Genomic DNA, 13152 nt, shown 5'->3' on the forward strand with positions numbered 1-13152 from the left:
CCTTTTGCACTTGAATGCATCAAAGTATATCGATCAGCACAATATTCTGTCAATCACTATAGTTTAGCGGCTGCTTAAGATAGCCTGCACAACATATTGATAATAATCAAAAGGATGGGGGCAGAAACTCGAATGAGATAAATGGAGCTCTTCGCCTGTAAAGATAGATTCAGCCTGTAAACACGGACTTTTTTTGCAAATCATACTAAGAAAATCCTCAAGGTCAATCTGAACGACATCGCCAACCTCTTCATTAATCGTCAGCTTCATATGGTTTTCATATGGGAATAAATAAATATGACAGATTTCCCGATCCTTAATCGTCTTAAACAACAACTCTTCCTTGTAAAATCCACAATAATTTAATTGGCCCGCAGCCAGCCTTAAACCAAGCTCCTCTTCAACCTCGCGCAAACCTCCACGGATGAGGCTCTCTTCTGCTGCTATGTGGCCCGCAGCCGATATATCATATAGGGATGGGAAATCTTTCTTACTATCTGCACGCTTTTGAAAATAGATCCAGCTCCGATTCTCTTCATGCTTATAAAACCAGCAATGAAAACTTTCATGCCAATCTCCATCACGGTGAACCTCCTCCCGGTCCTTCTCACCGATAGGAGTTAACCATTCACTATAGATCTTAAGCACTTCTCTCATATCCCCCACTCATTTCTAGTCATTGTCCTGAACCCGATAGATTGACCCTATTGTTAATTGTACCATATCAGTAGAAAAGTGTAGGCGCCTCAGGGTACAGCAAAAAAGCGTGAAGCACTAACATGGCCGCACGCTCGCAACAGGCAAAGGTTTACTGTAGTAATAACCTTGATAGTCATGACATCCCTTTTGGCTTAAGTATTCAATATGCTCCTCTGTTTCAACACCTTCAGCAATGATTTGCAGGTTTAAACTTTTAGCCATAGCGATAATTGCACTGACGATCGCTACATCATTCGCTTTCGAACCAATTTGCTTAATAAAAGAACGGTCAATTTTAATAGCATCAACAGGCAGGCGGCTTAAATAATTTAACGATGAAAAGCCCATACCGAAATCATCCAAGTGAACTTTAATACCCTGCGAACGCAGTTCTTCCAATACGCCAGTACTATTTTCAAAATCCCTTAAAACCATTGTCTCGGTAATTTCAATGATCAAACAGCTTGCATCAAGATTTGCCTGCTCTAATGCGTTAAAAATTTTATCCTTTACATACCGATCAGCGAATTGTTCGGCGGATAAGTTGACCGCAACACATAAATCAGGACGGTTAAATTCCAACTGCCATTTTTTCACCTGCAGACAAGCCTCCTTAAGTACCCATTCACCAATTTGAATAATTGCACCGCTTTCTTCGGCAAGACTAATAAAGTGGTCAGGCGTTAACAATCCCATTAGTGGTTGATTCCAGCGAATAAGTGCTTCGTACCCCTTGATCTCAGAAGTCAGCCCGCATACTTGTGGTTGATAATGAAGGGTGAATTCTCTCCGTTCTAATGCGTGATGCAAGGCTTGTTTACGCTGCATTTCATCAAGCATTTCGACACTCATATAGGTATTGTACAATTCGTAACGGTTTTTCCCTTTACGTTTGGCCTTATGCATGGCAGCGTCTGCATATCGCAGTAAGGTCCCTTCATCCGAAGCATCCTGAGGATAAAAGGCAACTCCGACACTCGCTGTGCTATAATATTCCTTTTGGTTAATAAAAAAAGGACGCTTCATCGAATGAATAATGTCTTCTGCCTTTTCACGGGCATGGTCCACATCTTTCCGACCTAACAGTAAAACAGCGAATTCGTCACTGCTGATTCTTGAGATTACACAATTGACCCTGGCAAAAATGCGATTTAAATGATGAGCAAATTGCTTAAGCAATTCATCTCCTCGTTCATGCCCCCACGTATCATTAATCATTTTAAAATTATCTAAGTCAATAAAGATCACTGCTAACTTTTGATGTAACTGCCTGGGATTAGCCAGCTCTTCCCTTAATAAATCTTTAAAATAGTTTCGGCTAATTAGTCCTGTCAACGAGTCAAACTGTGAAATGTGTTTTAACTCTCTCTCTGTATGGCGTTTAGATAATTCATTTCCCATTCGGTCTGCAAAAATGCGGAAAAGCGCCTTACTCATAGGACCATTCTTTTTAAGACCAACGTCCATAATCGAAAGAATTCCAATCACCTCTCGATTTGAGTTAAGAAGCGGAGCACCAAAATAACTCTCTAGTTCATTTTTCACTAACATGTCGTCATTGGGGTAAAGCTCATAAGCCCCCCTAGGTATGTAACACTCTTTGCCTTTGATTACCTCTTCACACGGCGTACCTTCTAATTGATAGGTCATTCTTTTAGAGATCCCACCTTTATGAAACATAGAGACAGCCGTAATCTGATCACGATTGCTACCAGTCAGTTCTCCTATTATGACTGTGTCAACCTGAAGCACCTTGGCTAGGTACTTCACGAGAAAATCAAAGAAGGACTGGCCCGCATTAGCTGCGAATGATTCGCCGATTTCCATCACCGATTTTTTCAGGTCTTCCAGTTCTTCTTTATAACTCGATAAAGGGAGCGATTGACCCGTATACCCGATAAATCTGCCATTTTCCGCATATAATGGTGCGATCATGTCTTCAATCCATTTATATTCACCGTTCATTTTTAGACGATAGTTCAAATGAAAGGCATCTCCTCCTGGCCGCTGAAGTAATTCCCTTACATGTTCAATATCATTAGGATGAATGACGCGACCCAAGTCGGCTAAACTATAAGAGGAACGATCTGCCAAAATCCGCTGCATTAAAGGAGCATTAATATAAATACTACAGTCCGAGTTGTTAAAAAACCAGACTGGGGTGGACAGCTGTCTTAGTATGTCCCAGGGGCGTCCAACTTTCTGAACCATTTCGTTCACCTTCTTTACTTAGGGATCATCTTTCTTCTATTATCGGAAATTCCTAATGAACCTTAAGGGGAGGTTTACAGCTAATTTGAAGAAGGGAAAGTAATTAGAGGAAGGGAGGCTTAAAGATGACTGATAAGAAACAGAATAGCGATGGAAATTCTGCGAACGAAGTTGCCAATTCATTTAAAAGACAGGCAAAATTAAGTGACGCCTTTGATCATCAGCATGAGCAAAAAGACATTGACCATGAGAAAGAATCAGATGCTTTACTTGATCATTATGCTGACGATGATAACAAATAAAAAGCTATGTCTCTTAACCGGGGACATAGCTTTTTCTCCATGCGATCTTTACAATTTCCCTCCTTGGTATTGTTCGTCATTAACATACCGTCCATTGTGAGGATTAAAAACAAACTGAATCGCATCCCCGTTTCGCATTCCATTTATTTTATAGTAGACAGCCCCTGACTTGGTTGTAAGCGTTCGTGAATACGATTTAAAGATTCTGTTCAGTTCCTCTTCTGATCTCACAACTTTCACAGCATCGTCAAAGGTATAGTCAGGGACTTTAGACCAAAATAGAAACGGCACACCTAATAAAATGAAAAAACCTAGGACAATGGCGGTGTATTTAGTTTCCTTACCTCTAAATTTCTTCCCCAATAAACCCGAAACCGCTATCATACAGGCTCCAATTAAGCCCAGAAAACAAGTAAAGGCTCCCTCGATTTTTCTAAATGGCAAAATGATATACACCATGACGGAAGCCTCAACTGCAGCAATAACGAGGATTAGCCAATAAAAACGCTTTAAGTCCTCCACTAAACTCCCCCTACCCATCTGTCTAACTATTCTGTTATTATTATAAGTAGTGAACCAAATTTTAACAAGAAAGGGTCTTCATTGTTTATGAAAAATAAAAAGTTAATAAAGTGGGCTGGAATAGCTAGTCTCCTGATTATCTTCGCTATCGCCACCCAATGGTCCATGGATGATGGAACAAAACCAATGCTTACTCATGAAACTTCCCCCGCCATGGCAGACATCGACATTCCTGACAATGTAAAAAAGGCTGAAAGTAAGGAAGAAGTAATGAAATTTTATGAGAGCCTTACACCGGGAATAACGAAAGCAAAGTCGCTTGAAATTGCTACTTCACCTAAGCAAACGTATTCAATTCCAGAACATGAAGGAAAATTGTACATAAATAACGTTTGGTATACGAGAGATGTCATTTTCATTTATTACAGCTATGACCTTAGTATGTTTGAAGCTACTGACAGCAAGGAGGAACCCATTAAAAAACTCCCAGTCGGAATTGCTGATGTTCAAATGGAAGCATTAGATGGCGACATTCCTACACAGTCATTTGGAGGACACTTAAACACGGCTCGCCCTGAGCATTCAATTGCTTACAACGGCAAGCTTCATACCTTTACAGCCATTCCGCCTATTCGTCAGAAAGATGCTGGGAATTTCCAAAGGAGAAGAGGTGTCCCTTTTAATCAGACCGTACTTACCTCATTCCATGTAGAGGTGAACGACAATCGCTACAAAACTGACGCCTCTCCCATCAATTTCACGTATGCCCCGAAGAAAGTATTTTAAAAACAGCCAAGTCTGACAAGGTCTTTCAAGATAAAGGGCTGGTTATTAAGCCAAAGAAACTCGAGGTAGGGTTGACAGATACGAGGGTTATTTTAAACATGGAACATCAATCTTTCCCTATCACCACTTCCTTCCGTGCCACATTAAAGTCGAACCATGGTGAAGAAAAAGAATTAAGGTATTTGGCACCCTATGAAGAAAATCAGAAACTGTATGTCGCTTCATTCGCACCATTTGAAAAAATTCCTGACACTGTAACACTAACGATCGAACAAGTCGGTCTACAGTCAGACCAAGACTACTCATTTACTGTAGATGTAACAGATTATAAAGAAAAAATGGGTAAAAACAACCGAGGAGAAGAGGTTAACGTAGGGAAACAAGTTGCTACCCTGTTTAATACAGATGTTTATTTAAAGAAGAAAAAGTACCATCTCCCTGATGATTCAACTTTTGTGCTGACATTTGAACCAAGGCAAGAAGACCAGGCTATTTCGCTTGTGCCCTACAATAGTTTTGCAATGGGTGTGGATCAATTAGAAAAACCTATTATAGTCGAAAACCATGAAGGCCGTGCAGATAGGTCGCATATGTATTCACCTGATCAGGAAACCCTGCATATTTCTGTTCCTGCATTATCTATTATGGGGGCAAAAGAACTGGAGGTTACCATTAATAAAGCAGCTATCGGCCAGCGAATCGATCAAGACTTTACATTTGAATTAGAGTAAAGGAATAGCCAAGTGACTACCTCACTTGGCTTTTTTTTCTGTTCCAACTTTTCGCTCGATGAAATTTATAATAGATTGATTAATAATCGGGCCGTGTGTAGCAGGAAGCTGGTGCAACGCACGATCAACGATGACTAATGTCGCATCAGGGCACTCCCTGTAGAAACAAGCATGATGATTGATCCAAACCGCCCTTTCCCCGTACATCAGTAACAGGGGCATCTCTAGTTTAGCAAGGTCATGTCGACAGTCATGTTTTAGGGCTTGCTTGTAAAATTCCCTCCACACCTCGGGATCCGATTTAGCCATATGATTCCGCAATTCTTGTTTAAATTCCGGCCGTCTAAAATGTGATTTAGAAAGCAGCATAGCAAGCGACCCTGGGCTTCTTTTCACCCATTTGATCCCCATGAAAAACTCAAACCAAAGGAAAAAGGTATCCACCTTTGGAAAAGCACCTGATAAGATAAGAGCCTTGGCCTTTTTGGGATACTGAAGCGCAAAATACTGTGCTACAGCCCCTCCTGCTGAGTAGCCTACGAGAATAATTTGTTCAATACTTAAATGATCCATTAATTGCTTTATCTCTGAAGCGAAGTCCTCCAAGCTTGGAGAGAGATCCGTTGTATCAGAATCCCCGTGCCCGCTCAAGTCAGGAAAAATCAACCGGTAATGATCAGCGAGCTCATGCTGCTGCTTGAAAACCTTTCTCCCCATACCAGGCGGGTGTATGAACAGGAGCACTTCTCCTTCCCCAATATCTTCATAAAATAACCGTTGACCAAAATGGTTTGTATAGTATGGCATACGCATCCTCCGCTGACATTTCTTAGAACGTTATTTTTTCCTAAACGCCTGCAAAGTATGCAGTAAATCACCCGTTTTTTCGAAAACTTCATGGAGATAGGAAAACAGCTCCATGATTGACTATATTAAAATTGACACTAGCTTTCACTGAGTCGTAAACTAATGGATAGAACATAGGAAGGAATGGTGTACCTTATGACATACAAGCGTTCTCTCATACTTACTATCATCATCACCACTGCTCTTATATTAGCCAGTTGCGGCACTCAAGAACTTGAAGACCCATTAAACTGGGAAATTGGCACTCTTCAGGGGACGACCCAAGCCAATGAAGAATTTTCCATCGATGACATGGAAGGTAAGGTTTGGCTCGCCGATTTTATCTTCACATCCTGTAACACAGTTTGTCCGCCAATGACCCGCAACATGGCAAAAATTCAAGATATGCTTGAAGAGGAAGGGGTAGACGCTGAGATTGTATCGTTCAGCGTTGATCCGGAAGTGGACACACCTAAGATGTTGAAGGAGTTCGGCTCAGCCCAAGGCGCTGACTTCAGCAATTGGACTTTTGTAACGGGCTATTCCCAAGATAAGATTGAAAGTTTCGCAAAGGAAAGTTTCAAAACCATCGCCCAAAAAACAGAGGGAGTCAAACAAGTATCTCACGGCTCTCAATTTTTCCTGGTTAACCAAGAAGGAAAAGTTGTAAAATACTATAAAGGTGCCACAAACGTACCTTTCGAACAAATTGTGGAAGATGCCAAGATTGTAGCCAACTAATAGAAAAAGCGCTCCATTCACTGGAGCGCTTTTCTTATGATGTAGTTCGGCTTTTCAGCTTTGACTTACTGAGGGGTTCGGATTCTAACCAAAATAAGCATAATTCTGACCAGGTAAACAAAAATTCTTCCGAAAATGAGAAGGATTCTAACTAAACCCCAATAGGTTCTTCCCAAAATGTGAAGGATTCTTACCTTTTTACCAATGATTCTGACCAGACGCTATTTCAGGAGACAGCAAGCACCAAAAACTTTCTGGCTTTACACGAGGCGAGCAGCGATTCAAGCAGAATAAACATTCTCTCTGTGCTGGACGAGCTCTTGCCCTAAATGATCGCGCGCTCGCTTCATTCTCGTTTTAAGCGTATTTTCATTCATGTGCAGCACCATAGACATCTGTTTTACAGACAAATCATTAAAATAATATAGATGTAACGCTTCATGATAATCCGGCTTTAACAGGTCTATAGCCTGATGAATATCATCATTGTCCTCCTGCTGGATCATGATATCCAAAGGGTTATGCGGATCAACTTGTGCAGCATGGAGCCATTGGTCCTCCCACGGGGTTACTTTCCGTTGTGTGTAACTGCGAAGATGGTCTTTGCACTTATTGATCATGATTCGAAACAGCCATGCTCGCACGCTATTCCCTGTTTGAAAGGAATCGAACTTTTCATAAGCTTTCAGCAATGCTTCTTGTACCATATCTTCTGCTGTCATAGCATCTTTAACATACGACCTTGCTGTTCTTAATAAAGATGGATATTCATGTTTTACTAATTCTGCAAGAGCTAGCTCTTTGTTTGTGTTTCTCACCTTTGCCCACTCCATTGTTTATCCCTTTTACTCAATCGTTCTTTCTATTTACTCTAATCGTACTACAGTTTAAAGATTTTCAAATCTTGTTATTGGACTATTATAAGTGAGTAAAAAAGCAAGTATCACTGAAAATACCATACTTAAAAATGGAATTTTCTTTATTTTTTACAGTTGTTCCAATTTCGTCATTCTTTTGGCCTATTCATAACCTGTCGAAACCTGTATGATAGATTTAGGTATTTTTTTCTAAGAGGACGTGTGCACATGGATATCGGAAGAAGAATTTCCATTTACCGTAAACGGAGCAATATGACATTACAGCAAGTTGCGGGTGGAAACCTCTCAACCGCCCATCTCAGCAAAATTGAAAATGGCTACCGCCGCCCTGGCGTACACACGCTACAACTTATTGCAGCTGCGTTCGATCTGCCAAAGGAGTTTTTTCACCATTATGAGGAAGAGGATGAGGAAGTGAATCATATCCTGGCACAATTGCAGCTATTTATTATTACTCACTTAGAGAAAGCTGCTCCCCTCATCGAAGCTATCGATGAAAATTACTATGAATATTTATCAAATGTGCATCAGGAGATTTACTTTCTTTTATTGAAGTGTGCCTATTACTGCAAGTCCAAGATGCCAATGGCTGCAACAACATTGTACGATGAATATATTGATGCCTATCTTCATGATTATTCGATTGATGCTTTACCTGTTCGCATAAAGAACACCTATCATTATTGTCAGGGGATTAGGTTCTTTCAACGCTCTGATTTTCAGAATAGCTTACATCACTACAAGAATTTCTCTTTATTGAAAAGTCCTCTCCCCGTGAAAGCAGCATTAACCTATAATCGAGCAGTTTTGTCTAACGCTCTTGAGGATTATCAAAAGGCAATTGATTACTGCAAAGAAGTCCGTACATATTATGAAAGCCTTAATCAAACAGAAGATGTAAGTATGATTCTTAATTTGCTCGGAATCATCTACTTAAATCAGAAAAAATATGACCCTGCTATGGACTATTTAAATCAAGCTGAGGATCAGGCTGAAAAGGACGAGAACCGCTATTTACTTGGGCAAATTCTTCATAATAAAGGTGTAGTGATGAGAAACTCAGGGCAAAGTGAACAGGCCTGCGTTTATCTTGAACGAGCTCTTAAACTTAAGAACTTGCAAGGAGTTTCAGCAAATAAACAAATAACCTACCACTCGTTATGTAAGGCTTATATAGAAGGAGGCCATTTGAAACAGGCTTTAAACATCTATAACACAGCGAACAGTGAGGTCAGTCTAACTTCTGATCATTACTACCTCCTTGAAGCCTTCCTTGAATATTATAAGCAAACTGGGGACATGAAAAGCTATGAAAAAAGCCTCGAAAGCTGTATTGATTATTTCGAACATGATGCAGACAAAGAACCCTTAGAAACACTTTATCAAAAGCTCGGCCACCATCTCTATCACATAGGCAAATACAAACGAGCTGCCGACTGTTACCTCGCCCACATAAAATCCACCTCAGGTCATCCAAATAATGGATGACCTGAGGTGGAAGTTAATGGATTTCCGCTTGTATGGTTTGCAGAATTTGCTTGGATACAAAGGTGTAGCCTAGTTCGCTGAAGTGGAGGCCATCTTCGCTTTTTAACATCTTTTGGTAATTCGATTCATGAACCATCAGATCAAACAAAGAAATGACAAAGGCTCCTTTCTCACAGGCCACACGTTCCACAGCACGAGCGTAGCTTTCTATCATTGCGTTCTTTCTTACTGTTTGTAGAACTTCATTAACCGGGGGCGGAGTAAGCAGAATGGTCTTACCTGGACCAATAAGTGATACGATTTTACGTAGGTTCTCCTCGTACTCCTCAATCGTAACCTTGTTGTGTTCAGCCACATCATTTGAACCAAACAATACAGTTACAAGATCGGGCTCCTGTCCTAATACATCACTTTCTATCCTTGCAAGTGCATCACGTGTGGTGTTACCTGATACACCTTCATTGAGTACAAACCATCCTGACAAATGCTGCTGAAGTATGGAAGTTAATCTGGGTGTCATATACCCTGAATTTTGCGCGGTTATACTATCTCCAAAACAGACCAGTTTTTTCATGACAACCACCTTTCCTATTCTTATCAAACATTATGAAAGCCGCTGCACCAAGCTAGGAGTAGCGGCTTCCCTCACTAAATTAACTTACAATCGAACGAAAAAAATCAGCTAACGATTGAAAAAAGCTTCGTACAGTTGATGTTAGGCTATTCCAAAAGCCTTCATCATTGACTAAGTTCTGGATTCCCCCTGCCAATTCATCAAGCTGGCTTTTCACTTGGTCAAAGTCAATATTTAAACTACGCATTTGGTCAAAAAGATCAATCAAGCGTTGACGATCTTCAGGATTTAACTCAATATTCAAGTTTTGCAGCTGTTCTTGCACAATTTGCTCTATTTCTTCTTTGGTTGCTGGATTTTGTTCAGCAATTGCCTTTTTAATTTCTGTTAGCAACTCACTTACTTGGGCTTGATCAATGCCTTCTTGATTACCTATGGAAGTGGCTACATCAAGTTCTTCACTTGCGACTTCCATCCGTTCCTTATCAAGGGCTACCCCTTTTGCATCATAGGCTTTATAAATACCTGTTAGTGCAGAATGTCCGCTAACTTTTACTGAAGAAGCTACCAGTACATCCGCATTTTCAACACCGGCCGTTAATAATGCATTGGTGTACATTTCCTTCGTTACTTCTGTGATGTTGGCCGGGGTTACGATCTCAATGTTTAGTCCTGCCCCATTATCTTGATGAATAATTTTCACAGAAGAATACATATTTGAGTTCGGGTTTCCCCCAATATAATTTGCAATGTCCTGACCTGTAACCGTGAACTCGTCCACCTGGTCATGTTGATTAGCCTTTAACAAATCAGTAACCTTGGCTTTTTGTGCATCTGTCAAAGCCTCTCCATAAACAACTATTGGCAAGCCTAGCTTTTCATTAATTCCTCCTCCACCCGTAGAGGCAGCTACCCCATTAGGAAGAACAAAACTGACCATCATAAGGAAAATGAGCACGAATAATCCAATATTTCTCTTCATTCTATCGACTCCTTTGCTAGATTCAAACTCGGTTAAAATTATGCTAAACTTAAACCTTATTATACCTATTTCTAAACATATAACATCAACTCTTCGTCTTATTTTTCGAAATTCATCATTAAACTATTCGTTAAGGGAGGAAAGCCTCACGTTTCCCTCTGTTAGAAAGGAAGAAAAGGAATGACAATCGTAAAGCAAATCGGACTTTATCTATTTGCCGCGGGACTTTTCATAGCAGGGATTACTCATTTCATCTATGACAAAGGATATGCACAAATGATTCCTGACTTTATACCTCTTAGGTTAGAGATTGTGTATATGTCTGGCAATACAGAATGGCTGCTCGCACTGCTCCTTATTTTTCCACAATCCAGACGTGCAGCCGGAATAGCTACGGCGATTTTTCTTGTCGCCGTACTTCCGGCCAATATTTATGCTGCTATTAACGGAATTCCAGCACCTTGGGAAGAAAATACAAGTATGATAGCTCTGTGGATTCGCCCCTTACTACAACCACTACTAATATGGTGGGTATTAGCCGTTTCTAAATAGTCGAAGTCATCGATTGTGTTTGGTACACTTAAATTATCACAGTCATGAGGAGGCAGCGCAGTGCGCTTACAAGAGAAAAAAATTATTCAACTCGTAAGTAAAGACTTCGAAGATTTAGAACTATGGTACCCAATACTGCGATTACAGGAGGAAGGCGCCACTGTACACCTTGTTGGAGAAAAAGCGAACGAAGAATATCCAGGTAAATACGGTGTTCCAGCCATCTCTGAATACGCTTTTGACGATATTAACCCAGCAGATTACGATGGCATTCTCGTGCCAGGAGGCTGGTCGCCTGATAAATTGCGCCGTTACGACAGCGTACTCCATATGGTTCGCCATATGGACGACCAAAAAAAACCGATCGGTGAAATTTGCCATGCTGGCTGGGTTTTGATCTCGGCAGGAATCTTAGAAGGGCGCCAAGTAACCAGTACACCTGGAATTAAAGATGATATGATTAATGCTGGAGCTACATGGCACGATGAGGCCGTAGTACAAGACGAACATATCGTTTCCGCTCGTCGTCCACCAGATCTTCCACCTTATGCAAAGGCTTTTGCTGATTTATTAGCTAAATCATAGTTACAGTTATGAAGTCCCGCCACCTTTAGGGTGCCGGGCCTTTATTTTTATATAGAAAAAAATTATTGGTTAGAGAGGAAGTTGAAACTAACTCGTATGCTCACTCTGTTCCAACCTTAATTCAAGCATACTTTTGTGATCCCTAAGATTATGTAATATCACTACCTTAACTTACCTCAAACATTGTTCCCATCGCCTATCGTTATTCATCATAAAAGCTTAGCCATATAATATTCATCGACCAAATGCTCATCAATCAGCAAAGAGTGTTTTTTCGTTCCTTCCACTTTAAACCCCATTTTCTTATATAACCCTAAGCCCGCTTCATTTTCTACAACTACCGTCAATTCCAACCGATGAATCCTATGTTCGATTGCCCACTTTTCCAAGTATGTAAAAAGTTTCGTCCCTAACCCCTTACCTCTATACCCTTTTAAAATTCCTACCACCAGATGGAGGGAGTGCTGTTGTCTTTTAGCCGAACCATTTATTGCAGCTAAGTAGCCTACAAGCCGCCCCTCCTCTTCGGCAACGATTAATGTTGAGCTTCCTTCTTTCTTCATAGCCCATATTCTCTCACGCTGCTGTTCAACTGAAGTATTTCTTTCACCCTCTTCAAACAGCATAAATGATGATTCTGCTTCAACTTGTTGGATAAGGTGTAGTAACTCCTCTGCATCTTCAGGGCAAGCTTGCCTAATATCCATTCCCAATCCTCCTCTTTAATTATGATTATCATTCATTTCTGTTTACTGTGTTCATATTCCTGCTTAAAATGAAAAAGGGTGAGCACTAAAAATGCTCACCCTTTTTCCTAACGACGGTGTTGAACTAGGTCAATGCTTCCTAATACTACGTGTGCCAGGCCGAAACCAAATACTGTGTTTGCGACCATTTTATTTGAACCCCTTCTCTGCTTCAGGGCGTAACCAGTGGCTGTGACAGCAGAACCTAATGCAGTTGGAATTAAACCCTCACGCATACTCATAGTCATTTCCCCCACATCGTAGTTAGTTGGTGTTTGACACCAGTCTTATTATCACCTTTGTCAGAGGAAATATACAGGTTATAGAGGCATACTTTTCTTAAAAAAAGAACTGTGCCATCACAGATAATTCAACATATTGACCGTCCTTGATTTCTTGAAGCTTTTCCACATTATTAGGATCTTGTTGTGCAGCCTTAGCATTATCCTGTAATTCTTTCACGTGTAAGGACACATCCTTTTAAAGGTCTTCCAAAGTACATTTCCATT

General features: G+C 40.6%; 17 protein-coding genes. 7 read left to right on the plus strand and 10 right to left on the minus strand.

The annotated features are described in order from the left end of the window. Positions 1-63 precede the first annotated feature (63 nt). On the minus strand, positions 64-657 hold the full coding sequence (locus MUO15_RS12055; RefSeq protein ID WP_245029525.1) for an NUDIX hydrolase: 594 nt from the start codon (positions 655-657) through the stop codon (positions 64-66). Positions 658-774: 117 nt separating this feature from the next. Next, the gene (locus MUO15_RS12060; RefSeq protein WP_245029526.1) at positions 775-2910 is read right to left on the minus strand and encodes a bifunctional diguanylate cyclase/phosphodiesterase; all 2136 of its coding nucleotides are present in this window, start codon (positions 2908-2910) and stop codon (positions 775-777) included. Between the two features lie 125 nt (positions 2911-3035). On the opposite strand from MUO15_RS12060, the gene MUO15_RS12065 reads away from it, so the two are divergent. Next, complete coding sequence (locus MUO15_RS12065) at positions 3036-3212, plus strand: hypothetical protein (RefSeq protein ID WP_245029527.1); 177 nt, start codon at positions 3036-3038, stop codon at positions 3210-3212. Between the two features lie 48 nt (positions 3213-3260). Here MUO15_RS12065 and MUO15_RS12070 read toward each other — a convergent pair whose 3' ends face one another. Continuing rightward, positions 3261-3734, minus strand: a complete 474-nt coding sequence (locus MUO15_RS12070) for a hypothetical protein (protein WP_245029528.1) — start codon at positions 3732-3734, stop codon at positions 3261-3263. An 87-nt stretch (positions 3735-3821) separates the two neighbouring features. On the opposite strand from MUO15_RS12070, the gene MUO15_RS12075 reads away from it, so the two are divergent. After that, positions 3822-4520: a hypothetical protein gene (locus MUO15_RS12075; RefSeq protein ID WP_245029529.1), complete on the plus strand. Its 699-nt coding sequence runs from the start codon at positions 3822-3824 to the stop codon at positions 4518-4520. 98 nt (positions 4521-4618) lie between these two features. Beyond that, positions 4619-5251: a hypothetical protein gene (locus MUO15_RS12080; protein ID WP_245029530.1), complete on the plus strand. Its 633-nt coding sequence runs from the start codon at positions 4619-4621 to the stop codon at positions 5249-5251. A gap of 21 nt (positions 5252-5272) precedes the next feature. Here the strand turns inward: MUO15_RS12080 and MUO15_RS12085 are convergent, their stop codons facing one another. Beyond that, positions 5273-6058: an alpha/beta fold hydrolase gene (locus MUO15_RS12085; RefSeq protein WP_245029531.1), complete on the minus strand. Its 786-nt coding sequence runs from the start codon at positions 6056-6058 to the stop codon at positions 5273-5275. Between the two features lie 195 nt (positions 6059-6253). On the opposite strand from MUO15_RS12085, the gene MUO15_RS12090 reads away from it, so the two are divergent. Further along, a complete protein-coding gene (locus MUO15_RS12090) occupies positions 6254-6838 on the plus strand; it encodes an SCO family protein (protein WP_245029532.1) in 585 nt (194 codons plus the stop codon). 281 nt (positions 6839-7119) lie between these two features. On the opposite strand, the gene MUO15_RS12095 is transcribed toward MUO15_RS12090, so the two are convergent. Further along, positions 7120-7656, minus strand: coding sequence for an RNA polymerase sigma factor (locus tag MUO15_RS12095; protein ID WP_245029533.1), 537 nt, complete (start codon positions 7654-7656; stop codon positions 7120-7122). A 267-nt stretch (positions 7657-7923) separates the two neighbouring features. Between MUO15_RS12095 and MUO15_RS12100 the strand changes: the two genes are divergently transcribed. Next, on the plus strand, positions 7924-9204 hold the full coding sequence (locus MUO15_RS12100) for a helix-turn-helix domain-containing protein (RefSeq protein WP_245029534.1): 1281 nt from the start codon (positions 7924-7926) through the stop codon (positions 9202-9204). Positions 9205-9217: 13 nt separating this feature from the next. Here the strand turns inward: MUO15_RS12100 and MUO15_RS12105 are convergent, their stop codons facing one another. Then, positions 9218-9778, minus strand: coding sequence for a GDSL-type esterase/lipase family protein (locus tag MUO15_RS12105; protein WP_245029535.1), 561 nt, complete (start codon positions 9776-9778; stop codon positions 9218-9220). A gap of 79 nt (positions 9779-9857) precedes the next feature. Further along, complete coding sequence (locus MUO15_RS12110; RefSeq protein ID WP_245029536.1) at positions 9858-10760, minus strand: DUF1002 domain-containing protein; 903 nt, start codon at positions 10758-10760, stop codon at positions 9858-9860. A gap of 180 nt (positions 10761-10940) precedes the next feature. Here MUO15_RS12110 and MUO15_RS12115 point away from each other — a divergent pair, with 180 nt between their 5' ends. Further along, positions 10941-11312 (plus strand): DoxX family protein, encoded by a 372-nt coding sequence (locus tag MUO15_RS12115; protein ID WP_245029537.1) that lies wholly within the window; start codon positions 10941-10943, stop codon positions 11310-11312. Positions 11313-11372: 60 nt separating this feature from the next. Next, entirely contained in the window at positions 11373-11897 is a 525-nt protein-coding gene (locus MUO15_RS12120; RefSeq protein ID WP_245029538.1) for a type 1 glutamine amidotransferase domain-containing protein, read from the plus strand. Positions 11898-12106: 209 nt separating this feature from the next. On the opposite strand, the gene MUO15_RS12125 is transcribed toward MUO15_RS12120, so the two are convergent. The 3 genes from MUO15_RS12125 to MUO15_RS12135 all read right to left on the minus strand — a co-directional run bounded on the left by MUO15_RS12125 (position 12107) and on the right by MUO15_RS12135 (position 13105). Continuing rightward, the gene (locus tag MUO15_RS12125) at positions 12107-12604 is read right to left on the minus strand and encodes a GNAT family N-acetyltransferase (protein WP_245029539.1); all 498 of its coding nucleotides are present in this window, start codon (positions 12602-12604) and stop codon (positions 12107-12109) included. Between the two features lie 107 nt (positions 12605-12711). After that, on the minus strand, positions 12712-12885 hold the full coding sequence (locus tag MUO15_RS12130; RefSeq protein ID WP_245029540.1) for an asparagine synthase: 174 nt from the start codon (positions 12883-12885) through the stop codon (positions 12712-12714). A gap of 97 nt (positions 12886-12982) precedes the next feature. Further along, positions 12983-13105: a manganese catalase family protein gene (locus MUO15_RS12135; protein WP_245029541.1), complete on the minus strand. Its 123-nt coding sequence runs from the start codon at positions 13103-13105 to the stop codon at positions 12983-12985. Positions 13106-13152: the final 47 nt, after the last annotated feature.

The organism is Halobacillus amylolyticus (assembly GCF_022921115.1).
Taxonomy (GTDB): Bacteria; Bacillota; Bacilli; order Bacillales; family Halobacillaceae; genus Halobacillus_A; species Halobacillus_A amylolyticus.